The 25,922-nt window shown below is 38.3% G+C and carries 27 protein-coding genes and 1 tRNA gene; 9 read left to right on the top strand and 19 right to left on the bottom strand.

All coding sequences use genetic code 11. From position 1 onward, the window contains the following. The first annotated feature begins 139 nt into the window (after positions 1-139). Positions 140-1,324, top strand: a complete 1,185-nt coding sequence (locus AAC026_RS07875; protein ID WP_339696742.1) for a DUF4934 domain-containing protein — start codon at positions 140-142, stop codon at positions 1,322-1,324. A 141-nt stretch (positions 1,325-1,465) separates the two neighbouring features. Here the strand turns inward: AAC026_RS07875 and ung are convergent, their stop codons facing one another. Further along, on the bottom strand, positions 1,466-2,128 hold the full coding sequence (ung, locus tag AAC026_RS07870; RefSeq protein ID WP_339696740.1) for a uracil-DNA glycosylase: 663 nt from the start codon (positions 2,126-2,128) through the stop codon (positions 1,466-1,468). Positions 2,129-2,203: 75 nt separating this feature from the next. Between ung and apaG the strand changes: the two genes are divergently transcribed. Both apaG and AAC026_RS07860 read left to right on the top strand, forming a co-directional pair. Next, positions 2,204-2,590 carry a Co2+/Mg2+ efflux protein ApaG gene (apaG, locus tag AAC026_RS07865; protein WP_339606521.1) on the top strand — a complete coding sequence of 129 codons (387 nt, stop codon included), beginning with the start codon at positions 2,204-2,206 and terminating at the stop codon, positions 2,588-2,590. 5 nt (positions 2,591-2,595) lie between these two features. Then, positions 2,596-3,369, top strand: a complete 774-nt coding sequence (locus AAC026_RS07860) for a class I SAM-dependent methyltransferase (RefSeq protein ID WP_339696738.1) — start codon at positions 2,596-2,598, stop codon at positions 3,367-3,369. On the opposite strand, the gene AAC026_RS07855 is transcribed toward AAC026_RS07860, so the two are convergent. Next, positions 3,366-3,953: a methyltransferase domain-containing protein gene (locus AAC026_RS07855; RefSeq protein WP_339696736.1), complete on the bottom strand. Its 588-nt coding sequence runs from the start codon at positions 3,951-3,953 to the stop codon at positions 3,366-3,368. The genes AAC026_RS07860 and AAC026_RS07855 overlap by 4 nt on opposite strands. 104 nt (positions 3,954-4,057) lie before the next feature. Between AAC026_RS07855 and AAC026_RS07850 the strand changes: the two genes are divergently transcribed. Next, positions 4,058-4,975 (top strand): chromosome segregation protein SMC, encoded by a 918-nt coding sequence (locus tag AAC026_RS07850; protein ID WP_339696733.1) that lies wholly within the window; start codon positions 4,058-4,060, stop codon positions 4,973-4,975. On the opposite strand, the gene AAC026_RS07845 is transcribed toward AAC026_RS07850, so the two are convergent. Both AAC026_RS07845 and AAC026_RS07840 read right to left on the bottom strand, forming a co-directional pair. Further along, positions 4,962-5,771, bottom strand: coding sequence for a PhzF family phenazine biosynthesis protein (locus AAC026_RS07845; RefSeq protein WP_339696731.1), 810 nt, complete (start codon positions 5,769-5,771; stop codon positions 4,962-4,964). The genes AAC026_RS07850 and AAC026_RS07845 overlap by 14 nt on opposite strands. Next, the gene (locus AAC026_RS07840) at positions 5,768-6,616 is read right to left on the bottom strand and encodes a DMT family transporter (protein WP_339696729.1); all 849 of its coding nucleotides are present in this window, start codon (positions 6,614-6,616) and stop codon (positions 5,768-5,770) included. Before AAC026_RS07840 ends, AAC026_RS07845 begins: the two co-directional genes overlap by 4 nt. Positions 6,617-6,668: 52 nt before the next feature. Here AAC026_RS07840 and AAC026_RS07835 point away from each other — a divergent pair, with 52 nt between their 5' ends. Together AAC026_RS07835 and AAC026_RS07830 are read left to right on the top strand one after the other, a co-directional pair. Next, positions 6,669-7,127 (top strand): peroxiredoxin, encoded by a 459-nt coding sequence (locus AAC026_RS07835; RefSeq protein ID WP_339696727.1) that lies wholly within the window; start codon positions 6,669-6,671, stop codon positions 7,125-7,127. A 60-nt stretch (positions 7,128-7,187) separates the two neighbouring features. Beyond that, positions 7,188-8,042, top strand: coding sequence for a hypothetical protein (locus AAC026_RS07830; protein ID WP_339696724.1), 855 nt, complete (start codon positions 7,188-7,190; stop codon positions 8,040-8,042). A 3-nt stretch (positions 8,043-8,045) separates the two neighbouring features. On the opposite strand, the gene AAC026_RS07825 is transcribed toward AAC026_RS07830, so the two are convergent. Then, positions 8,046-8,705, bottom strand: coding sequence for an ABC transporter ATP-binding protein (locus tag AAC026_RS07825; RefSeq protein WP_339696721.1), 660 nt, complete (start codon positions 8,703-8,705; stop codon positions 8,046-8,048). 124 nt (positions 8,706-8,829) lie between these two features. Here AAC026_RS07825 and sucC point away from each other — a divergent pair, with 124 nt between their 5' ends. The 3 genes from sucC (at position 8,830) to AAC026_RS07810 (ending at position 11,184) form a co-directional block, all read left to right on the top strand. After that, a complete protein-coding gene (gene sucC, locus AAC026_RS07820) occupies positions 8,830-10,041 on the top strand; it encodes an ADP-forming succinate--CoA ligase subunit beta (RefSeq protein WP_339606494.1) in 1,212 nt (403 codons plus the stop codon). A gap of 8 nt (positions 10,042-10,049) precedes the next feature. Further along, positions 10,050-10,123, top strand: a tRNA-Arg gene (locus tag AAC026_RS07815). 152 nt (positions 10,124-10,275) lie between these two features. Then, on the top strand, positions 10,276-11,184 hold the full coding sequence (locus AAC026_RS07810) for a DUF6089 family protein (protein WP_339696718.1): 909 nt from the start codon (positions 10,276-10,278) through the stop codon (positions 11,182-11,184). A 99-nt stretch (positions 11,185-11,283) separates the two neighbouring features. On the opposite strand, the gene AAC026_RS07805 is transcribed toward AAC026_RS07810, so the two are convergent. From AAC026_RS07805 to AAC026_RS07740, 14 genes are all read right to left on the bottom strand, one after another. Then, positions 11,284-13,188, bottom strand: coding sequence for a nucleoside-diphosphate sugar epimerase/dehydratase (locus AAC026_RS07805; RefSeq protein WP_339696715.1), 1,905 nt, complete (start codon positions 13,186-13,188; stop codon positions 11,284-11,286). Beyond that, complete coding sequence (locus tag AAC026_RS07800) at positions 13,185-14,318, bottom strand: aminotransferase class I/II-fold pyridoxal phosphate-dependent enzyme (protein WP_339696713.1); 1,134 nt, start codon at positions 14,316-14,318, stop codon at positions 13,185-13,187. The genes AAC026_RS07805 and AAC026_RS07800 overlap by 4 nt, the downstream gene beginning before the upstream one ends. A gap of 3 nt (positions 14,319-14,321) precedes the next feature. Further along, complete coding sequence (locus AAC026_RS07795; RefSeq protein WP_339606490.1) at positions 14,322-14,969, bottom strand: acetyltransferase; 648 nt, start codon at positions 14,967-14,969, stop codon at positions 14,322-14,324. A 21-nt stretch (positions 14,970-14,990) separates the two neighbouring features. Further along, complete coding sequence (locus tag AAC026_RS07790) at positions 14,991-15,605, bottom strand: sugar transferase (RefSeq protein WP_339606489.1); 615 nt, start codon at positions 15,603-15,605, stop codon at positions 14,991-14,993. Then, positions 15,595-16,770 carry a glycosyltransferase family 4 protein gene (locus tag AAC026_RS07785; protein ID WP_339696710.1) on the bottom strand — a complete coding sequence of 392 codons (1,176 nt, stop codon included), beginning with the start codon at positions 16,768-16,770 and terminating at the stop codon, positions 15,595-15,597. Before AAC026_RS07785 ends, AAC026_RS07790 begins: the two co-directional genes overlap by 11 nt. A 16-nt stretch (positions 16,771-16,786) precedes the next feature. Beyond that, positions 16,787-17,395, bottom strand: coding sequence for an acetyltransferase (locus AAC026_RS07780; protein WP_339696707.1), 609 nt, complete (start codon positions 17,393-17,395; stop codon positions 16,787-16,789). Between the two features lie 5 nt (positions 17,396-17,400). Then, entirely contained in the window at positions 17,401-18,312 is a 912-nt protein-coding gene (locus AAC026_RS07775; protein WP_339696704.1) for a hypothetical protein, read from the bottom strand. 326 nt (positions 18,313-18,638) lie between these two features. Beyond that, the gene (locus AAC026_RS07770; RefSeq protein ID WP_339696701.1) at positions 18,639-19,751 is read right to left on the bottom strand and encodes a hypothetical protein; all 1,113 of its coding nucleotides are present in this window, start codon (positions 19,749-19,751) and stop codon (positions 18,639-18,641) included. Further along, positions 19,748-20,857 carry a glycosyltransferase gene (locus tag AAC026_RS07765; protein ID WP_339696698.1) on the bottom strand — a complete coding sequence of 370 codons (1,110 nt, stop codon included), beginning with the start codon at positions 20,855-20,857 and terminating at the stop codon, positions 19,748-19,750. Before AAC026_RS07765 ends, AAC026_RS07770 begins: the two co-directional genes overlap by 4 nt. 6 nt (positions 20,858-20,863) lie before the next feature. Then, positions 20,864-21,526 (bottom strand): HAD hydrolase-like protein, encoded by a 663-nt coding sequence (locus tag AAC026_RS07760; protein WP_339696695.1) that lies wholly within the window; start codon positions 21,524-21,526, stop codon positions 20,864-20,866. A 685-nt stretch (positions 21,527-22,211) separates the two neighbouring features. Then, positions 22,212-23,105 carry an NAD(P)-dependent oxidoreductase gene (locus AAC026_RS07755; protein ID WP_339696693.1) on the bottom strand — a complete coding sequence of 298 codons (894 nt, stop codon included), beginning with the start codon at positions 23,103-23,105 and terminating at the stop codon, positions 22,212-22,214. Continuing rightward, positions 23,102-24,031, bottom strand: a complete 930-nt coding sequence (locus AAC026_RS07750; RefSeq protein WP_339696691.1) for a phosphoglycerate dehydrogenase — start codon at positions 24,029-24,031, stop codon at positions 23,102-23,104. Before AAC026_RS07750 ends, AAC026_RS07755 begins: the two co-directional genes overlap by 4 nt. Then, complete coding sequence (locus AAC026_RS07745; RefSeq protein WP_339696688.1) at positions 24,021-24,770, bottom strand: acylneuraminate cytidylyltransferase family protein; 750 nt, start codon at positions 24,768-24,770, stop codon at positions 24,021-24,023. The genes AAC026_RS07750 and AAC026_RS07745 overlap by 11 nt, the downstream gene beginning before the upstream one ends. After that, the gene (locus AAC026_RS07740) at positions 24,767-25,912 is read right to left on the bottom strand and encodes a glycosyltransferase family 4 protein (RefSeq protein WP_339696685.1); all 1,146 of its coding nucleotides are present in this window, start codon (positions 25,910-25,912) and stop codon (positions 24,767-24,769) included. Before AAC026_RS07740 ends, AAC026_RS07745 begins: the two co-directional genes overlap by 4 nt. Between the last annotated feature and the right edge of the window lie 10 nt (positions 25,913-25,922).

The following is a 25,922-nucleotide window of genomic DNA, read 5'->3' as shown; positions in this document are numbered from 1 at the left end:
CCTTGGAGGGTTATATCCTTTCAAGAAGCACCAATTCCATAATTTGCTTTAGCAGGTAAACTAACTTACATTTAATACAACTATTAGTTTAGTAATGTAAGAATCAGTCTTTTAAATAGCCTATAAAAACCAAATTCTCATGGATTATAAAAAAATATCGCTCGTTACACTTCTTTGTACTTTAGTCTTTTTGAGTGGTTGTAATCAAAAAAAAGAATCGACCGAAACTACGCATCAACTAAATTCAGGTGCGGTAGTTATTGATGTCGAAAAAGCACTTGAAGAAGGTACTTCACAATACTTGAGTCAATTTAGTTCTGAAATTGAATATGTTAGGCTCGAAACGGCAGACGAGGGGTTAGTGGCGGGAAATGCGAGAGCTTACGTGTTGGAAGATTACATCTATACTGTTGCTTTCAGGCAAATACTTCAGTTTGATAGAAAAACAGGTAAGTTCATTAAAGAATTAAGCCACTATGGCAATGATCCAGAGGCTTATCAGTATACCCTTCCTGATACACCCCCTACTAAATCGAATGAAATATATGTTCGAACTGGCAACCGAATTAAAACTTTGAACTCAAAAGGGGAAATTAAAACAGTAGCATCAGGTCCTACAGAAGTGGATCACTCTTTTGAAATAGAAGAAGGCATTTTTGCAGGTTATGTCCTCAATAAAAGTTGTGATATAAAAGATCAAGTAGTCATTTTTAATAGGAAAGGAGAAGTCATTAAAAGCTTTCCTAATCACCAACAATGTGAACCAAATCGGACTAACTCATTTTCCTTCAACATAGGCGAAGGATGGTTTTTCACAAAAAGCAATGATGTATTCTTTAAAGAAGCCTTTAACGATACCGTTTTTAAGGTAACAAAGGAAAAGCTTTTACCCGCTGTTATATTTGATATGGGAGAACACTCTCCACCTTATGAAAAGAAAGAAATTATGGAGGACGATGATTACCTGAACATGTATTCGGTGAGTAATATTGATTTAAATGATCACTATGTATTCTTCAATACCAAATATCAAGGACAGCGTTTTAGTGCCTACCACGATATTAAAGAGAATCAAACACACCTTGCTTATGAGAGGCATGCTGAAAGATCGAGCTTTCAAGATGATTTAAATGAGTTTATACCTTTCTCTCCACAGTATATCAACGACCAAAATGAACTCGTTTACAATGTTGAAGCAGAAAAGATATATAACTGGTTTCAAGACAATCCTGATAAAATTGAATCACTACCTAAAAACTTGCAGAACCTACAAAACATAGACCGAGAAGATAATCCGATGGTGATGATTGTGAAATTAAAATAAGTGTTGACTATAGTTCGATAATAACTCTTCACCCAATTAAAGCTACCTTTTGGAAAGTTTTGCAAACTCAATAAGCCTGTCCAAGTCAGATGCTAGATACTGATTACTATCAGTAGCACGAACTTTCCAAAAGTTCAATGATCACCACTCAATCCCATCTCTTCCCTTTCCCTCCAAATAAGCGTTCGCTTTGCTAAAATGCTTGCAGCCAAAAAAACCTCGGTAAGAAGATAGTGGCGAAGGATGTGGCGCTTTCAAAATTAAGTTTGACTTATTATCAACAAAGGAGGCTTTCTTCTGGGCATAGCTGCCCCAAAGCAAATAAACTATCCCCTGTTTTCGGGTGGCCAGTTGATGAATAACAGCATTCGTAAATTCTTCCCAACCTTTATTTTGGTGTGAACCCGCCTGATGTGCTCGAACTGTCAAAGTTGCGTTGAGCAATAACACGCCTTGTTGCGCCCATCGATCGAGAGAACCGTTTGGTGGAATGTCTTTGCCTAGGTCGTCTTTAATTTCTTTAAAAATATTAACCAAAGAAGGAGGAAAAGGCATTCCTTCCTTTACTGAAAAGCAAAGTCCATTAGCTTGCCCTGGGCCATGATATGGATCTTGCCCCAGAATCACCACTTTTACATCGTCAAAAGTGCATTGATCAAAAGCTCTGAAAATATTTTTCCCTGCTGGAAAAATGGTTTGATTTTTATATTCATCCCTCACAAAATCCGTCAGATCTTTGAAATATTCCTTTTCAAACTCCTCTTTTAAAACTTCCCTCCAGCTCTCTTCAATCTTAACATTCATCGAATTTTCCTTTTCTCATTAGTAATTTTAAAAGTAATCTATATCTTTAAAACTCTGAAGCGAAAGCCATAAATGATTGTAACAGCAGTAACAGAAGGTGTAAAGGTAAGTGTAGAAACCCACTATCAACCGGAATATTCCAGTCCGGCACAAAACCACTTTGTGTTTACCTATCGCATTACAATTCAGAATGATGGCGAAAACACCATTAAACTTCATCGCAGGCATTGGCAAATTTTTGACACTAATAATGAGGTGCGCGAAGTAGAGGGTGAAGGTGTGGTAGGTCAGCAGCCTGTTTTAGAACCGGGCGAAAAACATCAATATGTTTCGGGCTGTAACCTTAGAAGTGGAATTGGCAAAATGCGAGGCATCTACTTAATGGAAAGAGTAATGGACGGAAAGCAATTTGATGTGATTATTCCGGAATTCACTATGATCGTTCCCTATCTCCTTAATTAATCCCCTTGTACCAAATTCTGGCTTATATTAAGTACTGGCTTTTGGCCATGAACGAACATTCGTTGCACTCACCCTTCCTCTACTCTTTTTATACCGAAGTGATTAAAAGAGAAAACAGAAAAGGTTTTGAACAAATAGAAACCCTAAGAAAAACCTTACTTCAAAACAATGAAGTGGTTTTGGTAGAAGACTTGGGGGCAGGTTCTCGGGTCAATAATTCTAATACGCGTAAAGTAAGTCAGATTGCTAAACACGCCTCTACTCCTGCTCCTTTTTCAAGATTGCTCAATCGAATTATCACCCATTTCGATTATAAAACCATAGTGGAATTGGGCACTTCATTAGGTTTAAATTCAGCCTATATGGCTTCTACAAATAAAGATATTCAACTATTTACTTTTGAGGGAAGTACGTCTATCGCCAGTTTAGCTAGGCAAAACTTAAGCAAGTTAAACTGCTCCAACTATAAATTGATTGAAGGGAATATTGACAACACTTTACCTCAATGGATTGAAAACGCCTCTCAAGTTGATTTGGTCTACATTGATGCCAACCATAAATACGAACCTACACTTCGATACTTTGAACTGCTTTTGCCTAAAATGACAACATCTGGCATGATCATTTTAGACGACATTCATTGGTCCAAAGAGATGAACGATGCTTGGGAAGTACTCAAAAACCATCCTAAAATTTCTCTTTCCATCGACCTATTTGAAGCAGGAATCCTCTTCCTTCAACCTGATTTAATGAAAGAAAGCTATATTTTGGAATTCTAAGCTTTGATCATCTTCACAAAAAGCTCATTCTCAATTCTAGGAAGAATGGAATTATGAGCTTCTTCCATAATGTCAATCTTGAAATATGGAGAGAAAATCGATCTGTACTCCTCTTCATTCCCACCAAAAGGAGGATGTGTTGTATTAAGAGGTATTTTAAACATGAGGCCTACTAGCTTACCACCATCCAACAAAAGCTCATGCATTTTGGCAACATAATCCGTTCGCATAATTGGGTTGAGTGCACAAAAGAAAGTCTGTTCAATAATCAAATCATATTGTGCCTGATGTTCGAAGAAGTTACCATGAATTAATTGCGAAGCAGGAAACTCAGGAATTCTAGATTGAAGATTATTCAAAGGAGTTTTGGAAAGGTCAATCACCCAAACATTCTTAAAGCCCTGCTGCCATAAATATTCTGCTTCATAGGAATTACCTGCTCCTGGAATTAAAATTTTAATCTCCTTATCGCTGAGTTGATCAATATAACCTTTAATAGGTGTAGAAACATGGCCTATGTCCCAGCCAGTTTGATTATTCTCATACCTTTGTGTCCAATAATTCTCGTTTAAAGATTCAATCATGCCAGTCATTTTTAATGGGTTGGCATATTTAAAAAAGATTTAAGTAATTCGCCCAATATTTAACCGAAAAGGCGTTTAAAATTTATTAACAGAGGTTCAGCGGAATGAGTGAAGTAGCAAAGAAGAAAGGCGGAAGCCCAGATAAAATCAGAATCATATTAATTGTAGCCATCATTATAATAGTAGCTGGAGCTGGTTTTAAAATCTATTCTGATAACAAAAGTAACACTGCACTTCAGGCTGAGTTTGATGCCACTAAAATTACACTTACCACTAAATTAGATAGTATTAGCGGTCAACTGAGTAACCGTATTTCTGAAATAGCCAAGTTGGGTGGGAATATAGACTCCTTGGTTACTTTAAAAGATTCTATTACAGCGCAACGTGATCAACTGCAAAGAACTAGAGTAGCGAATAAAGCCATCATTCAACGTTTAGACAGAAAAGTAGGTGGGTATGAGGAATTACTTTTGGCCAAAGATGATGAGATCGCGGCTTTGAAAGTGATTAATACCAAATTGGTTGAAGAGAACATTGACTTGAAAACCGAAAAGAATGAATTGAATAGCACAATTCGCAAAGCCACGGAAACCCAACAAGAGTTAAAACAACAAATTTCTCTTGCTGCAAAACTGAAAGCAGAAAACGTTAAAGTTTTTAATATCAATTCCAGAGGAAAAGAGCGCGAAGGTGATTTCAGAGGCCGTCAGGCAGAGAAAATCAAGGTAACCTTCAACTTAGCAGACAACCCAGTAGCGCCAGTTGCTGGTCATAAAATCATGATTCAGTTAGTAGACCCTGCTGGCAATGTGGTTTTTGATATCGCTAAAGGTTCTGGTTCTTTTACTGTAGACGGACGTGAGCAAACATTTACTGCACGTCAGGAAATTCTTTTCGATAACTCAAAGCAAGAAATGACTTTCGTTTACGACAAAGGCTCTGAGTTTGATGAGGGCGAGTATAAAATTGTGATTCTTTCGGACACATATGAAATTGGTAGGACTACCTTTAATGTGAGGTAGATGGTAATTCAAAATCTGTTTCAAAAACCATTACTGCATTTCCTTTTATAATTACGCGGTTCGCTTTTAATTCCGTTTGCATTTCGCCAGTTCTGGTTGAAGCTTGAAAAGCCTTGAAAATAGTTTTTCCAGTTTTATCAGCCCAGTAAGGCGTTAGAATGGTGTGCATAAAGCCAGTGACCGGATCTTCCTTAATTCCCAAGTTGGGTGCAAAATAGCGACTCACAAAATCGTAGTTCTCCCCTTCCGACATCGCAGAAACAATCACTCCATTCTTAGCTTGTTTGGCAATAATGGTATCATCGGGGTTTGCTGAAAATACAGCCTGTTCTGATTCAAAAATCAAAATCAACTCTGCAGGATAATTAAGTACTTCTTTTATAGGGGAACCAAAAGTATTTTCTAGTTCAGTTTTATCAAAGCCTTTGGCAGTGGTGGCATAATTGGCAGGAAAATCCATGGTAATCAAACCACTTGAATCCAAAGAAGTGAACAACGATCCACTTAAAGTTTTGAACTCAATAGTTTTGTCTTTAGGCCAGTGCCCGCCTTGCCAAAGCGCAAAAGCCGAAGCTAAAGTTGCATGGCCGCAAAGTGGTACTTCGGTAGCTGGCGTAAACCATCGTAAATCGCAATAATCTTCATTTATCTTGACGAAGGCCGTTTCAGATAAATTCATCTCCATCGCTATTTTCTGCATTAGATCACCAGAAAGCGGCCCATCCATTATGGCTACAGCCGCTGAATTTCCTTTAAAAACTTCTTTAGTAAAAGAGTCTACTTGATAAATTTTCATACAGTTTTCTGTTTTCTCTGCTTGTACACCACGTTTAAAACTACGCCTACCATCACCAACGTCATACCTAAATAGGTCAGAAGGTTGAAAGTTTCTTCAAACAAAACGTAGCCAAAACCTAAGGCATAGATAATACCAATAAAGTTAAGGTTTGCCACTTTAGAAAGTTCTTCCGACTGATAGGATTTAGTCATAAAATACTGAGCAATTTGAGTTAAAACTCCAATGGCCAAAAGCACAATCCATTCCATTCCTACTGGCCAAACCCAATGAAATGCAGAGTAAATCCCAACGATGGGTAGCGTAACCAATGGGAAGTAAAATATAATCACCAATGGATGTTCCGAAGTTTTCAACTTCCGAATCATATTATAAGCAATCCCTGAAAAGAAGGCTGCCCCTATTCCGAGCAAAGTCATTTCTGGTGAAACCCTTGGGTCAAAACCCTTAATCATTAAAATTCCCCCGAAAGAAAGACCAAAGAAAAGCCATTGTACCCAAGCCACTTTTTCCTTTACAATCCACATTCCCAAAATAGCCGTGAAAATTGGCCCTAGAAACATTAATGTTACAGCGCTAGCAAGAGGTATTTCTTGTAAAGTGGTGAAAAACATCATTAACGCAAGTGCTCCGGCAAGACCTCTGAATAGAAGTATCTTCTTGTTATTTCCAAAAAGCGGAACCTTCTGAGACTTTAAGGCAACACCAGACATTATAAATGAAACAATCGATCGGAATAAAATTATTTCAATAGCAGGTATATTGGGTACGTATTTAATGAGCACATTCATTACTGCGAAAATGAATGTTGATAAGAGCATGTATTTTACCCCTTTTGAAACCATGCTCGAAGTTGCGATATTCCCATCCAAAAAATTAGTTACTCAAACATAAAGCATGGCATTAAAAATTGGTTCAAAAGCACCAGAAATAAAATTAAAAAGTACGTCAGGAAAAACTTTCGAATTGAGCGTAGACCTCAAGAACAAGCCTTGCATTATCTATTTTTATCCGAAAAACTTCACTCGTGGATGTACCGAAGAAGCCTGCACATTTCGCGATGCCTTTTCTGACTTTACTGACTTAGCTGTAACAGTTATTGGAATTAGCAAAGACAGCATTTCTAGTCATTTAAAATTTAAAAAAAAGCATAGTCTCCCATTCGAACTACTTTCTGACCCCACTGGTAGGATTTGCAAATCTTACGATTCGCTAATACCTATAGTCAATATTCCAAAGAGAATAACCTACCTTTTAGATGCTAACCACAAGGTAGTTGCGGTTTATCAAGACATGTTCGGAGCAAAAAAGCATATTGAAATCATGCTTGAAAAGATGAAATCTGCCAATACATAGCTTTTTTTTGCGTTTGAATTATATCTTTATGGTTCTAAGCCTAAATCAAATATTTAAAGAATGACTAAATCACGCTTTTTGTTATTGCTTTTTGTTATTGTTTCGAAGAGCATGATGGCTCAACAGTATACTACTACAGGCGATTTTGATAGAATTTCAAAAGTCACTTTTGGCTTTGGTTTAAATACCTACTTTGGTGAATTAAGCGCTTTGGCAACAGACACTAAAGTAAAGATGGGCTTAAGCACTTCATTGGCTTACGAACACCTTTTCACCGATAACATTGCCTTAAGAGGAAGTTTATCGGTTTACTCTATAAAAGGTGCAGACTCACTTTCTGTTGAAACGGCAAGACTACAGCGCAATTTATCATTCAAAGCTACCAACATCGAATTTACAGCCCAGGCGTTGTACTATGCCTACCGTCACCCGCACTCTGGCTATAAAGACAGGGCATTTGCCAACCCCTATTTCCATTTAGGTTTAGGAATAACCACTAATAAACCCAAAGCTACTTTAGCGGGAACGGATTATGAATTACGACCAATGAGGCTTGAAGGAGTTGAATATGGAACTATTGCACTTGTTGTTCCTGTGGGAGTAGGTGTAAGTATCTTCATTAATAGGAATGTAGATTTACAGCTTGAAATGCAGTATACAGCAGCATTAACCAAGTATTTAGATGACGTTAGCGCCAATTATAGAGACCCTTCTTCTTTTGCCGATCCAATCGCATCTCAATTGTCAGACAGGCGAGTTGAATTAGGTTTTGACCCAGCCGCAGCAGGCGATGCCCGCGGGGAAGGAACTAATGACTCTTATCTCAGATTTGGTTTTAGACTTGGTTATTATCTACCAGGTTCACTTTATGGAAAATCATCAATCCGCTGTAAAGTGGTAAAGAAAACTAGGTAATCCTTAGTTTACTATTACCCCATCTCTAATTTCAATCTTTCGGTCTGTCATTGAGGCCAACGATTGATTATGAGTTACTATCACAAAGGTTTGATTAAGTTCGTCCCTCAGGTCGAAAAACAAACGGTGTAGATCTTCAGCAGTTTTAGAATCTAAATTACCGCTGGGCTCATCAGCAAAAACAAGGCTCGGATCATTAATTAGCGATCTTGCAACCGCCACCCTTTGTTGCTCACCACCGGAAAGTTCAGAAGGCTTGTGATCCATTCTAGATAAAAGCCCAAGTTTAGTTAAAAGCCTTTCTCCTTTTTTAAACACTTCCTTCTCATTCGAATTAGATATCAATGCAGGTAAGCAAACATTCTCTAACGCAGTAAACTCTGGTAAAAGGTTATGAAATTGAAAAATGAACCCTATTTCTTTGTTTCTGAAGTTAGCCAGTTGTTTCGGGTTCATATCACCAACAGACTTTCCATTGATCATTATACCTCCCATATCGGCCAAATCCAAAGTTCCCAAAATATGGAGCAAAGTACTCTTACCTGCTCCAGACTCTCCTACAATAGACAATACTTCTCCTTTTTGAACTGTCAGGTGAATGCCCTTGAGCACTTCTAAATCACCATAAGACTTTCTTACACTTTCTGCCTTTAAAATTTCCATAGCTACTAATCGAATCAAACATAATAAATTCATTGGAATGATCACTTACAATTGAAAAGATCACATCTTATTTCCCTTGTTATATTAAGGTCAAAGGTGTAGTTTCGTGCAAAAATTTTGACACATGAATATCCACGAATATCAAGCAAAAGAACTACTAAAAAAACATGGAGTAAAAATTCAGGAAGGCGTTGTAGCCTCAACTGGTGCTGAGGCCCTAGAAGCTGCAAAAAAACTGAATGCTGAAACAGGAACATCTTGGTACGTAGTAAAAGCTCAAATCCATGCTGGTGGTCGTGGAAAAGGTACAGTAAACGAAACCGGATCTCACGGAGTAGTTTTGGCGAAAAGCCTTGATGAAGTACCTACCAAAGCAGAGGCTATTTTAGGAGGAACTCTTGTAACGCATCAAACTGGACCTACTGGAAAGGTAGTAAACAAAGTACTTATTGCTGAAGATGTATATTACCCTGGCGACTCTGAGCCTAAGGAGTACTACATGGGAATTCTATTGGATAGAGCGAAAGGTTGTAATGTAATCATGGCTTCTACTGAAGGTGGAATGGACATTGAGGAAGTTGCTGAAAACCGTCCAGAAAAAATTATCAAAGAATGGATCGATCCAAAAGTTGGTCTTCAAGGCTTTCAAGCTAGAAAAGTAGCTTTCAAACTAGGTCTAGAAGGTAATGCCTTCAAGGAAATGGTTAAGTTCATTTTCTCTTTATATAAAGCATATGAGAGTTCTGATTCTTCAATGTTTGAAATCAACCCGGTTTTAAAAACATCAGATAACAAAATACTTGCTGTTGATGCTAAAGTAAACTTGGATGACAATGCTCTAATGCGTCACCCAGACTTATTAGCCTTAAGAGACGTTACAGAAGAAGATCCTGCTGAAGTAGAGGCTGGCAAATATGGCCTGAGCTATGTTAAGTTAGATGGCAACGTTGGCTGTATGGTAAATGGTGCTGGTTTAGCAATGGCTACCATGGACATTATTAAACTTTCAGGGGGTGAGCCAGCTAACTTCTTAGATGTTGGGGGATCTGCAAATGCCGAAACAGTTGAAGCTGGTTTCCGAATTATCCTTCAAGACCCTAACGTTAAAGCTATTCTAATTAACATATTTGGTGGAATTGTCCGTTGCGATAGAGTAGCTAATGGTGTTGTAGAAGCCTATAAGAAAATTGGAAATATCAATATCCCAATCATTGTTCGTTTGCAAGGCACGAATGCTGAAGAAGGTGCAAAAATCATTGACGAAAGTGGCTTAGCAGTCCATTCTGCTATCCTTTTGAAAGATGCAGCAATTAAAGTTCAAGAGGTTTTAGGATAAAATATCCGGCATCCGTAGCTCAACTGGATAGAGTACCAGATTTCGGCTCTGGGGGTTGAGGGTTCGACTCCTTCCGGGTGCACTCAAAAATCCTTCGGTATTTTACCGAAGGATTTTCTATTTATAAGAAAAATACCTAGTTTTGCTCCTAACCTCACCGAAGTACGTTTAGTGTAACCACCACATATGTAACATGTTTTTCAGTATATAGCTTTACGCACTTGTGTATTCGGAATGAAAAAAACGATATTTCTTCTTTTATTTATTTTTGTCGTAGTTGACTCTGTCAATGCTCAAAGTTTCTATTCTAGACGAAGAGACAGGAGCATGATGTTCTCCTTTGGCTTAGGAGCAACCACCTACCATGGTGATTTGCATGACGTTCTCTATGACGGTTTTACAGCCAGACCTAACCTCGGCATAGGCCTTCGTAAAAAATTCGGTTCGCAATTAAGCTTAAGAGTTGACCTAAATTGGTATCAGATTGCTGGTGCCGACTCACTCAACCAAAAAATCAAAGATCGTGAGAATAGATTTGGAGGAACAGATACGAGACGTCCTCGAAATCTATCATTTAGAGCAAACAATATTGAACTGTCTGCCATGTTTGTTTTCAACTTGATTCCAGTAAATAACTCTTACACCAGAAGGCCTCTTATCAATCCATATATATACGCTGGCCTTGGATTAAGTAGTAATAACCCTAAAGCACTATACGAAGGAGATTGGGTTCCATTAAGACCTTTACAAACAGAGTTAACCCCATATGCCGGGCGGATTATGGTGATACCTGTAGGTGTTGGTGTGAGATTAAAGGCAAATGACGCGATTGATATTCTACTAGAAGCAGGTTATAGACACACCTTTACAGATTATTTAGATGATATCAGTAAGGATCACGTTGACAAAAATCAGTTCGATGTTATTTTTGGGGAAGATACTCAAAAGGCGAATTTAGCAAAAGCTTTGTCTGATAGAGCCGCTGAAGGTGGTTTTCCGGTAAGAGAAGCTGGATGGGACAGAGGAAACCCGTTAAAGAATGATGCTTATTATATTTTTCAAATTAGATTGGAAATGTACCTACCAGATAACTTCTTATCTCAGTTGTTCTCCCCATCTAGAAAGAAACCTAAATTCAGATAATACACTTTGTATTCTTCTAATACTAAAAAGGGGCAAGTCATGTTTCATGACTTGCCCCTTTTTAGTAAATTAGTTCTGTATGTGAACTTTCAACTATATTTACCTATCCAGCATAGTAAATTTAGATTCCTTACTTCTATACTCCTTAATTAAAGTCTTCAATATCTTAACCATTTTCATATCTAAGTCATCTCCACTACTAGGCGTTGAATAGATCAAAGTCTCTAAATCTGAGTAATGAGACTTAACCTTAGAAAAATCCAGAGACCTAACTTTCGCAATCATTATTTTAGGATGATGAGTACTCATTGTGTTTTCCTTATCATCCAAAAGTTCTTCATAAAGCTTTTCACCTGGCCTTAAGCCAGTAAATACAATGTCAATTTCTTTACCTTCCTTAAGTCCTGAGAGTTGAATCATTCTCTTTGCCAACTCTACTATCTTAATGGATTTACCCATGTCAAAAACGAAAATCTCTCCCCCATTACCCATTACCCCCGCTTCTAACACCAAACTACAGGCTTCAGGTATGGTCATGAAATATCGAGTTATATCAGGGTGTGTTACGGTAATAGGCCCACCTCTTTGGATTTGTTTTTGAAAAATGGGAATAACAGACCCATTCGAACCCAAGACATTCCCAAATCGGGTAGTAATAAAACGTGTTGGGCTATCAGCTTCAATATCGGACAGCAAGTTATTCAGCGACTGCACGTAAATTTCAGCTGCTCGCTTTGTCGCCCCCATAACACTTGTTGGATTAACGGCTTTGTCAGTAGAAATCATTACGAACTTCTTAACATCATGCTCTACAGATAAGTCAGCTAAGTTCCTCGTTCCCATTAAATTACATTCAATGGCTTCAGGAACATTAACTTCCATCATAGGCACATGCTTATATGCTGCTGCATGAAAAACAAATTCGGGCTTATACTGACTAAACAACCTTTTTAATCTTTCTCTATTTGTTACATCAGCCACAAAACAAACGAGAGTTTCTCCAAGTGACCTTAAGCCACGAATTTCATTTTCAATTTCAAACAGCCCCGATTCAGACTGATCTAATAAAATGAGTTTACATGGATTATATCTTACTATTTGCCTAACCAACTCTGAACCGATTGAACCTGCCGCACCAGTAATTAGAATACTTTTCCCTGATAATTCTTGATTTACATACTTATTTTTCAAACTAATTGGGTTTCTTCCCAAGAGGTCTTCAATCTTCACTTCATGAATTTGATCAATACCAAACTCTCCTCCTATCCATTGATCTGCTGAAGGAACAGTTGACACCTTAATTCCAAATTCTAAGCATTGATCTACTAGTTCATTTTTTCTGTCTAGCGACATGCTTGTAGTAGCAATGATTAATTCGCTAGGGTTGTTTTTAATCACTACCTTTTCAAAATCGTTTCGTGCAGAGTAAATATGAACACCACTAAGTACATTACCAATCTTTCTTGGGTTATCCTCCAAAAAACCAATGACCTTAACATTAGTTGAAGTATCATTATCTAACAATTGTTTGGTAATCATACCCGACTGGCCAGCACCAAAAATAACAATCTTCTTACTGACCTTAGGAATCGTTCTGTAAAACGAAAAGAGCTCTTTTACTAGAAGTCGATAACTCGTGAGCGCCACAACGGATACAAAAAATGCAATTGCCGCAATGGAATATGGAATGGCATTTTCCGAAATGGAGTTAATTCCTAATGCTATAACCAAGGTTAATAAACTTGCATAAAGTACTCTCAAGGTATCTTGAATACCTGTATATCGAATGATGCCTGCAAAACTCCTAGTGACTAGAGAACTAATTAGACCAGCAAGGGTGAAAATAATTATGCCCTGTAAAAAATTATAGGCATAAAGGTTTTCAACATTAAAGTTCAGACGAAGTAAATACCCCACCAAGGCAGACAGTGAATAAATGACTAAGTCAATTAAAACAATTATCCACCTAGGTAGAACGTTTAATGTGCTAATGCTTCTTTTCATGATTTAGCAATGAAGCCTTTAATTGCTATTACTACTCTTTCTAATTCTACTGTAGTTAGGTTCGAACCTGAAGGAAGACACAAGCCCTTAGTAAATAACTCATCACTGACTCCATTGCCGTAATAAACACAATCTTTATAAAGCGGTTGTAAATGCATTGGGTTCCAAAGTGGTCTAGTTTCTATATTACTCTTCCATAACTCAAGCCTTACGTCCTCACGGTCTACTCCAAGTAGCTCTGGCTCAATTTTGACTGAAGTTAACCAATAATTAGAGAAATCTTTAGCACTCATTTCAGATTGAAAACTAAGGCCTTCAAAGCTTAAATGTTCTCTATAAAATGCATTAACCGCACGTCTCTTCGATACATGACTATCTAATACTTCTAACTGTCCTCGTCCTACACCTGCCAAAATATTCGACATTCTGTAATTATAGCCCAATTCGGTATGTTCATAATGTGGTGCCTCGTCTCGTGCCTGAGTCGCCAAAAAGCGAGATTTATCAATCCATTGGGTATTATTACTCACTAAAGCTCCACCACCAGAAGTGGTAATTATCTTATTCCCATTGAATGACAAAATACCCATGTCACCAAAAGTTCCTGCCTTTCTTTCATCAATAGTTGAACCTAATGCCTCAGCGGCATCTTCAATTAAAGGGATTTCATAGCGACTACAAACCTCTACAATCTCCTTCATTTTGGCAGGCATACCGTAGAGGTGAACCATTATCACCGCTTTGGGTCTTTTTCCCTTTTTTATTCTATCTAGAATTGTTTCTTCGAGCAAAACGGGATCAAGGTTCCAAGTATCAGGTTCGCTATCCACTAAAACAGGGGTAGCTCCTAAATAAAGTATTGGGTTCGTGGTACCACAAAAAGTAAAACTCTGTGCTATAACTTCGTCTCCAGATTTTACCCCCAAAAGTATTAGCGCCAAATGGATGGCTGCAGTTCCACTTGAAAGAGCGGCCACATGATTGACATCTAAATATTCACCCAATTCTTTCTCAAAGTGATCGACATTAGGGCCCAATGGAGCAATCCAATTGGTATCAAAGGCCTCCTTTACGTATTTCAGCTCATTACCTCCCATATGAGGAGACGAGAGCCAGATTCTTGATTCCATAAATTATTTAAACTTAATTGGTTTTGCAGGAACCCCCACGGCAACACAGTTTGCAGGAAGACTTTTCGCAACAACCGAACCTGCTCCTACTGTTGTGTTTTCACCGATTTCTAGTTGGTTTATAATACTGGCACCAGTTCCAACATATACCCCATCTTTAATTACTACCTCACCAGATATACTCACATGAGGCATAAATGAACAATAATCATGAATTTGTGTATCATGGCCTACGGTACAGGCCAAATTTAAAATTACGTGTTTCCCTATTTCAATATTCACTGTAATTATATTTCCTGCACAAATAATAGACCCTTCATCTATAGATACAAACTGACGATTACCTATGATTACTGAAGGATGAATTAATGCAGGAAACTTGATATTCTGATTAACTATTTTTTCTAAAATTAATCTCTTCGTTTCTGGCATTCCGACTGCCAAGACAACATTGAGCTCTTCATTGTAAGAATTCAACTCATTAAGTCCTCCTAAATATGGTGCACCATTAATTTTCTCTTCAGCTTTGGCGTCATCAAAAAAGCCAATAAACTCCCATGTCATTTTACATTCATTAATCTGCTCAATTAACATCTGTACTTCACGACCAAAGCCTCCCTTTCCAAATATCGCAATCTTCTCTAATTTCATAGGGTTAAATATTTCGTAAATCTAGACTGACTCATCATTGCCTAAAAACCTTTCCATCGTAACCGATTTCTCTGAACTAATTCCCTCTGTTTTAAAAACCTTGGCTACAGTTAAAAATAGAATTTTAATATCAAGCCAGAAAGAGCAGTTATCGACATACCATACATCATATTCAAATTTCTTTTTCCACTCAAGTGTGTTTCTCCCGTTTATCTGAGCCCATCCTGTAATCCCTGGGCGTAAATCATGCCTTCTGTTCTGTTCATCAGAATATAATGCCAAATAATCCACCAACAATGGTCTGGGTCCAACTAAGGACATATCTCCTTTCAAAACATTGATCATCTGAGGCAATTCATCTATAGATAGTTTCCTCACCCAATAGCCGATCTTAGTTAATCTTTTATCATCAGGCAGTAATTCACCATTGCTATCTCTTTTATCATTCATCGTTTTAAACTTGATGATCTTAAAAATTTCGCTATTTAAACCAGGTCTCTTTTGTACAAAAAATATCTTCCCAGAATTAGCGAAGAATAAGAGAAGTGAGGAGACCAAAAGTATTGGGCTTGCAAATAACAATATTAACAGAGCTCCGATAAAGTCTATGAAACGTTTGAAAAATCTAGTGTACATGAGATTTTAATTGAGTACGATACTCAGAAAGTAATGCTTCCCAAACAAGAGTTCTATCATATCGATCTTCGATTGATTTCCTTGACCTTTCCTTTAGTGTTTCAAATAGTTTTTCATCCTTTATCATACGGCACATCGCTTCTTTTAAAGCCTCTTTATTTTTTGATGGTATTATTAGGCCGTTCTGTTCATGAACAATAATCTCGTTACACCCATTTATATTACTAACAATGGACGGAAGCCCCATAGCACCTGCTTGAAGTGGTACATTTGGAAATCCCTCTCTATAACTCGGAAAAACCAAGAAGTCGGAAGCCAACAGGCATGGTCTTACATCAGGCTGAAAACCAACTACATGGATATTTGAAAGCATACGAATTCTTTCATATGTTTCAGCCCTTAACGGATCGAGTTCATTTTCAAAACTCCCTACTAGAATTAAATGAAAATCACACACTCTCTCCACAATTTCAGCAGTCGCCTCAATCATTTCATTAATTCCCTTATCTCCAACCAAACGACCAACAAAAACACCTACTTTACTACTGGACGAAATATCTAATTCACATCTCAATGCTAAAGATTCAGACAGCAACGAGTCATTTCTAGAGAAGTAGTTTAAGTCAATACCATTGCTACTACCATTCGCTAGTACCTTGAGTTTGGTTGTATTTGAAAAGAATTCCCTTGAAATGTAATCGGACATACTGAAAGAGTTAGGGTATACTTTCGTAGCAAAGCTATAGGTAAGCCTCTCTACCATCACAAGTATTTGTTTCTTTATTCCAGTTGCTTCAATCAAAGGAAGTCCCGCAACAGTGTGAAGCCGAACTGGCACTCTAGCCATCCAAGCGGCTATCATAGCCACTAGACCCGCTTTTGGGGTATGGCTATGGACAATGTCAAATCTCTCCTTTTTAATCAGTCTATAAAGTAATATAATACAATATAAATCCCGAAGAGGTGTAATCGTGCGAGTTAAAGGGATTTGATGAAATTTAACATTCTCATTTTCTTGAACATACCTACCATCATCACCATCAGATGAAGCTATTTGTACATCAAAACCTCTCTGATTGAAAAAAGAAAACTGCCCTTTCAAAAGATACCTCAGAGAAGCTGGAATTGTAGTAATTCTTAAAATTTTTGGTTCTTTGCTCGCCAATTCTCTAAGATATAAACTATCTAATTACCTTCCCCGGATTACCAATCAATACACTATCAGACGGAACGTTTTTCGTGACAACAGCTCCTGCGCCAATCGTTACCCAACTCCCAATTTTTACCCCTGGCAAAATCACTGCACCAGCACCAATTTGAGTTCCTTCTCCAACAGAGACACCTCCACAAACAACTGCTCCAGGAGATACATGGCAATAGTCTCCAAGTTCACAGTCATGCTCTACAACACCACCTGTATTAATTATACAGTGATCACCAATAGTAACATCAGGGTTGATTACCGCTTTTGCCATGATCATATTTCCAGTGCCTATTTTCACATAACTCGCAATAGTTGCTTCAGGATGTATAGCCAATCCAAATGAAACCTTATGCTTTGAAGCTATTAACTGACGCCTTTTGTTATCTCCAACTGCAACAATGACCAAATGATCGGGTTTAATAAAAAAATCCTTTTCTTCGAACACAGGATGATTAAAAAGCTGTTTTATTGATGGGTTTAACTCTAGCAAGCACTGAACTTTTTCTCCTGATTTCTCAAGAATATCCAAAACTACTTTGGCATGGCCAGAAGCTCCAATAAGAATATATGATGTTTTATCGCTCATAACCTCTAAACTGCAACTTGTGATTTGGATGTTTTAATTTCACTACCTTTTATATGTTTCCGTCTAGCTAAAACTTGTTTATAGAAATCAACTTTCATTCGCTCCATTCTGATAATAGGAAACATCATTAACGCCACCCAAAAAATAGTAAAACGCAGCCCCATATGAGTAACTCCATAAGCAAATAGGGGTAAAGAATAAATTAAGTAGTACCAAGGCAGTTTTTTAAGTAATGAAAATATAAACATGATAAACAACGCAGTACCTGGAATACCGTAAGAAAACGCAATAGTACCGAAAGAAGAATGCATTTCGTGATTCGTTATGTAGGTGTCAAATCGATTATAGCCTCCCTCTCCTGCTCCAAAAACCAAGTACTCTGGATGATTAGTAATTCGATCATAGCCACGATATTCCCATTCAGTAATTTCATCAGGTCTCGTTTCTTCATTCTGATTTCTTACTTCTAAATTCTCTTGAAACCTTTTACCAAACTCTGATTGGGTCACTCCAACAAAGCCAAGCCCCCCAACTACAATTACAGCCAATATATTTCTGAATGAAAATATTTTATTAGCGATTAAGTAAGCCCCAAAAAGTATAATCATTGAACCAAGTGCTGCCTTAGACACACTGACTAAGGCCAAATAGCTAAACACGAAAAAGCTTATGTAAACAATCAATCGTGGTATTTTAATCATGGTTTCTAACACTAAAATAATAGCTAGGCCACATAGCGAATAGTAACCCAATTGATTAGGGTTGGTAAAAAACATTGCACCTCTAATACCTTCAGCATTGGTTTGAAGCGCATACGACAAGACTATTTGGAGAATTCCAGCAAAAACACAAGCATAAGCTGTAGTATAAATAAACTGCTTTCCATATTGTCTATATAAGGATAAAGCAAAACCCATAACCACAAGATTATAAACATAGAACGAAGATATTATATACCAAGGAAGACCACTACTCCTCTGCCCCAACATAGCTATAAAGACACCAAAATTAACAACTGTTAAATAAATACAGAACCTTAAGAATCTAGTAAAAGGTTCTTTTAGAGCTCCCTTCAATTGAAACTTCCTTCCAAGAATATAAAAGCCTATTAAAACAACAATAAAGATATCAGAGGGTTGTGCACTCCCTGCTGGAAAAAAGTAAAAGGGAAAAGCAATTAAATAAATAGCCCACGCCCTTAACCAGCCTCTTGCACCTAATGTATGTTTGAAAATGGCTAACATTATTCTGTTATAACGGAAGTGATCTTTTGGGCTGCATCTCCTATAGCAATGTGTTCATAAAAATAAGAAATTTCCGCTTGTCCTCCGAAAAGAACGGACAAATCGAAATCTCCTTCTATCGGGATTGTTAAAACATCAGTGCTTTCATGATAATCAAATACATATCCGTAGTTAGGGATTTCTAATTGCGCAATTTTTCTTTTTGCTCCTAAAAGCTCTAATCCTACAGTAGAGGCCATTATGACACCCGCATCCACCGCTAAAATGGCTTCTACAATGGATTTTGGTAATTCAATTGCAGGAAAATGCTTATTGGCAACGGCTAGATACTCTTGAACATCTTCCCGTGGGTGACATTTAATACCTAACTGAATATTCATGTTCTTTAATTGCGGAGCAGCCCTCATCACAAATTGCTCAAATAACTCTAGCTTAGCTTGAGGGCTACAAAAACCTTGATCATCAATGGGATTGGTAAAGATTCCCAAAACTTTTTGATTACCATCTCTTATTAAACGCGGTTCGATATCTGCTAGAAATTTATTAAACCTTGGCGACCCTGTAACCACTACCTCCGTGCCTTGAGTTGCAATGGGGCGAAAATGTTTAGCGGAGCGTTCGCCCCAAGCCATCACTTTTACAGCTCCGTTCCCCCCATATTTCACCTCAGCTTCATTGGGTAAAGGAAACCTAATCCCTTCCTGCATCAAATAAAAGGGAATTGATTTACGCTTAAGCCATTTGCAAATTCTATCTCCTGGAAAAGCAGCATCATTCAGTAGCAATACCTTATCAACATCAGAAAGTGATTTTTTAATGAAAGGCTTAACTTTCCAAAACCAAAAAATCATCCTCACCACGGTTCTAACTACCGAATCACTATTACCCAATGCTTTCTTACCCGAACTCGGCTTCAGATTTTGAGGCAGACTACCAAATTTGACATATTCGATTCCTTCACTTTTAAGGATATCTTCTGGGCTTGCCATTCGTCTAAGTTCACAAAGCGAAACATAGGTTACCTGATGCCCTTTTGCTTTAATCAGTTTTGCAGCATCAATTGTGAGTTCCAAATGGTGGTTTGGATTGGTGATAAGTATGGCAAGTTTCATTTTTCTAAAAAATCAAAATACGATTGCACTCCATTCTCTTCTGTATATAATTGTACTGCCTTTGATGCAGCTATAGAAAACTTGGATCTCAAATCATAGTTTTCTAATAAGTGGAGAATCCTTTCGCTCATGGCAGTATCATCTTCCATATCAACCAAATACCCATTTTCACCATCAGTAATCAGCTCATTGGGTCCGGTTGGGCAATCTGTTGACACGCAAGCGGCACCGCATGCTAGCGCTTGCACTAGCGTTCCAGGCATTCCTTCATGACGAGAGCTAAGCACATAAATATCAGCAGTAGCCATATATTTAAAAGGGTTCTTATCGAAACCTGCGAAACACACCTTATTGTCTAATTGCATTTCTGAAACCATAGCCCTATAATGGCTTTCTAACGGCCCCTTTCCCAAAATAAATAGGCCAACATTGTTATTTATTTGAGTCACCTTTTGAAATGCTTTCAGAAGTGTATCGTAATCCTTCTGCCACTCAAAACGACCTGCTGCTAATATGATTTGGTCAAATTGATTAAAGAATGGATGTTCAACTTTTTCTCTAGCACCATCTAACAATGTCGTATTCACAATTGGATTATGTACGACTCGAATACGTGATGATGGTACGCCAAGAATATCCTTACATTCAATAGCCACACCCTTCGAAACCGCAGTTACCCAATTAGCCTTTTTATAGAGAAGGGTCTTAATAAAAATCATCAACTTTCTTTTAGCCTTGCCTTTTTTAGGAGGAAAAAGAATATTTCTTTCCGAAACCACAGTGATTCCTTTGTATCCACTGAGCCAAGCAGCTAACATCATTGGCATAGAAGCGCCTCCACAAGTAGAGTAAACTACATCATAATCACTTTCTGAAATCAACTTTTTCAGTGGCTTCCACATGGGCCAAAGTGAGCTAGATTTAAGGTCGAAAAGCCGCACATCACTTGGAAGCTGATCTATGAACTCTCCTTCTGCCCGCATTAGAGCTAAATCACATTGAAACTTTTCTCTATCAAAGGCTTGAAGCAGGTTTATCGTTACTCTATCGGCTCCGCCATAGCCCAAAGTGGGACGCACAAAAAGTATCTTCAATCGTTTTGACATGCGTAATTATTGAATTTTAGAGAAATCATTAGCGCCATACTTGTAGGTAACTTTCTCCCAATAATCAGAAAGTTCTGGAGTTAATCGAGCAAAAAAATCCATATGGGTTTGTGCTGCGGCTTGATGATCGGTGCTGGCATCACCAAAAAAGAGGCAATCTTCAGCATTCAACTGTTTTCTTTGCATCACCTCTTTAGCTATTTCAGCTTTCTTTCTTGGGCTTCCATATACCTCGTCAAAGAACGGGCTTAGTTTGCGATCGATCACAATGCCTCTTAACTCTTCTTGCGGGGTGCCAGAGGCCACCACACAATAGATATTTTGTTGCCTAATAAAGGTGATCATTTCTCTAAACCCGGGAACAAAGGGTGCTGACAATACTTTAGCTTTTACTAATTCAGAGAAACGTTTACCCAGCCCCTCTCCCATTTCTTGGGTATGCTCTTGATTTAAAAGGTTTTCAGAAATCCATTTGAATTTTTCATACCTGGCCACTCCCTGATGGGCCAAATGATGTGCTTTCACTTGTTTTTCAAACCCTGTGCCTGCATAAAGCTCGACAAAAGCATCGGTCTTTATATTCCCTGCCTCTAACACAACTCCGTCAAAATCGAAGAACATGCATTTATACTTGGCTAAGTCTTTATATGAAATTGGTTTTTGAATCATTTTGGGTTTTGTTTCTTATTCTTATTGACCTCCAGTTCACCCTGATTGGCAACGAAGTAACTAAAAGAGAATAAAGCGTATAGTAGAATTCAGATCCTTCGTACTTCAGGAAAAGAAAATATGCTGTTTACTGCCAAACCACTATTTACTAGACATTCAACGAAGTGCGTGTTAACAGTTCAAAGTGAAACGTTAGATAAATATCTTTGTATGCACACTCTTTTTTCACTCTGCGTGATAGCGAAGAATCTAAAATAGCGAAACGTAAATTAAAATTCAGATCCTTCATACCTCAGGAAAGGAAAACATGCTGTTTCCTGCTAAACCATCATCGATTGGACATTCAACGAAGTCTGTGTTAACTGTTCAAAGTTAAATCTTAGATAAAGATCTTTGTATGCACGCTCTTTTTTCATCCTGAGTGATAGCGAAGGATCTAAAATAGCGAAACGTAAATTAAAATTCAGATCCTTCGTGCCCTGCTTGCGGCAGGCAGGCTCAGGAAAAGAAAACATACTGTTTACTACTAAACCATTATCAACTGACATTCAACGTAGTGCATGTTAACAGTTCAAAGTGAAATCTTAGATAAAGATCTTTGCATACACACTCTTTTTTCATCCTGAGGAACGAAGGATCTCATTATTTTCCAAGCTACCCTGAATAGTCAGTTCCTGAGACAAGCTCAGGAAGACTTCTGATTTGACGATGTCGAATCAATCTCTTCAATAACTTGAATAAGCCCTTGCCCCATATCTACAAACTCGTTAGAAACCAGCTTATGACCTATTTTAGGCGTATAAGCATAGGGTGTGATATTATAATGCCCGTTAGTAGTGCCTTCATCGCCTAAAAACCTCACTTTCACTTCTTTTCCCAATATTTCACCAAACATTTTGTAGAGATCGGCAATCTCTAACTTGTCATTACCTGTTAATACCAGGTTTTTATTGGCATACTGGGCATCTAGAATAGAAGCACTTAACCTTGCTGCATCATAAGCATGAATGTAATCTCGCTTGTCGCTTGATTTACCACTGTGCTCCATCTCATCTTTATCCATGAAATTTTTCAGCAGACGATAAACTCCATTGGCCATATCGGTTCTTGGCCCGTACAAACTACCATAGCGGAGGATCGTATATTCTAAGCCAAACTGATTGTAATACTCTTCAACATAGTTTTCGCAGGCCTGTTTGCTGCATCTGTAAAAGCTACCTTCGCGACTGTAAACATACACGGTAGAGCCAAAAACAAAGCGCTTCACATTATTCACCCTACAAGCCTCAAGCATATTAGCCGTACCTTGAATATTAATGGCAACTGTTTCAATGGGTCGTGCTTTGGCAGCATTCAAATCGGCCAGAGCGGCTAAATGATACACATACTCAAATCCAGAAAGTTGATCGATGAGTTTTTCGGCATCGCAAACATCTCCTTTGATGAAACTTTGGTCTTTACGTAAATAAGGTGACTCTACCTGGTCTAAAATAGTAACCTCGTGCCCGAGATCAGAAAGCGCATCGGCTATATGGCTACCTAAAAATCCAGCCCCCCCTGTTACTAAAACTTTGCTCATTTCTTTTTGAAGTAATTAATCACGTTTTGTGCTGCTTCCATTTCCATATTAATTCTTACTTCGCTAGCGTAAGAACCGATATGAGGGGTAAGGGTGCAGTTTTTCATTTTACTTAAGGGGCCTGTGTAAGGCTCTTTTTCGAAAGTATCAATATAAGCAGAAGCTGTGGAATTTGACTTCAAAAAGTCGAGTAATGCATCTTCGTCCACTAAACCACCACGCGATGCATTGACCAAGCAAAGGTTGGCTTTTGCCTTAGTCAAAAATTCAGTATTGACCATATGTTTGGCCTCTGGCGAATATGGCGTATGAATAGCGATAATATCTGATGTGCTGATTAATTCATCCATTTCAACAAAAGACACATTATGCTTTTCAGCAAACTCAGTATTCTGGTATAAATCGAAAGCCGATACTTTTACTTTGAAAGGGCTAAGTAACTCTACAAGCCTACAGCCTACTCTTCCTAAGCCAATAATTCCCACTGTTTTTCCTTTCAGAAGACTTCCCATTGGTTTTTCCCAAATCCCATTGGTGATATTCGTGTGAGCGTTGGCAATGTTTCTCAAGCAAGATAAAATACCTCCCAGGGTAAGCTCTGCTACTCCATCCACATGGGCACTTGGCGTGTTTTCAACAGTGATATCAAGCTTTTTAGCGGCATCAAAATCCACGTTATCCATGCCCGCTCCTAAGCGACAAAGGTATTTCAAGCCAGCAGCAGCACTAAGCACTTCATCATTGAGGGCTTCAGTACCTGCGATTAAACCATCATAGCCCTTCAAAATTTCCTTTGATTCTTCTACGGATAGTTTCCTACCATATGGGTTTACAGTAACATCAAACTCTTCTGCTTCCAATAATGCCAAAGGGGCAGGGTCTACTTTTCCATATGAAGAGGTGGTGGTGAGTATTTTATAAGCCATTTTCAGAAGATTTTTTTAGTGCTTCTTTGATTTTATCTAACCCTTCTAACCACCATTCGCTGATACCCACGTCGAAATAAGTATGGATATCGCGTCCGGTAACCCAAGTACGGATAATTGGGGCAGAGTTCTTACCCATCCACCACCAAGGATTTGGCCCGTCATGGCTCTGAACTGTATATTTTCTAAAAGCCCACACGCCTTGGTCGTAATAATAGGCTTTTTGATAGGATTGTCTTTCGGTAGACACATTGCGCTCTACTCCCCCATAAGGTCTTAACAACCCATTTTCGGTAATTTCCATTGCCCGAAGTGGGTGATCATCTTGTGCTTCCCATACGGTCATACAAGAATCCAACTCCTTTTCATCATCCAACTTTTGGAGACATTTGTCAATGATGCTTCCATCTATATAGACTGTGTTTCCGAGAAGAAGCACTACGTTTTCAAGGTTTTCATAGCGCTCGTCTACCCATTCCACTGCATGTTTAATTACATCTCCATGGTTAATGGTATCTCCGCCCAATTCATCGGGACGAGGAATAACAGTAGCACCATATTTTTCGGATGCTGCGGCTATTCCCTCTCCATCGGTAGAGACAAAAACCTTGTCGATTTTTAAGGCATCGAGTGAGGCCTTAATCGGATAATAGATCAATGGCTTGCCCTTGACCTCTAGAATATTCTTATTGATAATGGATTTACTGCCTGCTCGGGCAGTGATAATGGCTACGTTCATTGTTTTCCTAATTGCTCATTTATAAAAGCTAAGATACGTTCCGATCTCTTTTCCCAGGTGTAATTCATATGTAAACTTTGAGATGCTTTACCCCCTAGTGCTTGGCGTAAAGTATTGTTTTCAGAAAGGGATACAATCTCCTTAACCCAGTCAGATATAGATGTTGGGGCAATAAGAATGCAGTTTTCTCCGTCAGTCAGCACTTCCCTTAGCACCGGCAAATCAGAAGCAATAATAGCTTTACCCGCCTCCATATATTCAAAAACCTTCAATGGTGACATATACTTAGCTGTATTCTTCCCACTCTTTAATGTTACATTTTCTTGATAGGGCGCCAAGAGAACATCACAGCGTTTTCGCGCCAAAGCAGCTTCTTTCGGGGAGACAAAACCATGAAAGAATAAATTTTCTAGTGAGCCTGTATCTACTAAACCTATTTTAACTAGGTCTTCTTTTCTTCCACCAATAATATGAAAATCCAATTGGCCTAACTTCTTCGCTAGCTCAACAATCAGTTCTATACCTCTCCCTTGAGAGATTGTGCCAACGTACCCTATTTGAAGTCGCTCATTTTTTGAGTTTGGCCAAGGATAGGAAGCTATATCACTGTCGGTGAAACTCTGAATGGTAGCACCATCATGTGCTACAAAAACCCGATCCTCACTAATCAATTCGGTTTGACTCAGAATAATATTCTTTAATGCTTCAGATATCACCACAATCCCAATCAAATTTGGTGATTTCAAAAGCTTTATGAAAATCTCTCGTTGCTTTTTGGTCAGCGCATTTATTGGGTCATGCGTTTCTAAGCAAACTTTATAACCATTTTTTGCTAATACATAGCAACCATAGAGCGACCTCCCAAAAATCACATCAGTTTTTAACTTTTTGACGCCACGCAGCATATTCCAAGCATGCCACCAAAGTGTGAGTTTTGGGATTCTTAGTGAAGTAAGCTTAATATGGAAGCCATTTACTCCATACCACTGCATTATCTTTTCAGCGCTCGCTTTTTCACCGCTTAATCCAAAAAGTACCGTTTCATGACCTAATGCTTTAAATGCATTACACATGTGCATTACATGAACACTATTGGCTCTTTTGGAGGGCAGTGCAGAATCAGATAGGTAAACGATTTTCAATGAAAATGGG

The sequence above is a fragment of the uncultured Roseivirga sp. genome, from assembly GCF_963973945.1.
In the GTDB taxonomy this organism is placed as follows: Bacteria; Bacteroidota; Bacteroidia; order Cytophagales; family Cyclobacteriaceae; genus Roseivirga.
The sequence above is the reverse complement of the archived record's forward strand: the minus strand, read 5'-3'. Positions and strand labels throughout refer to the sequence as shown.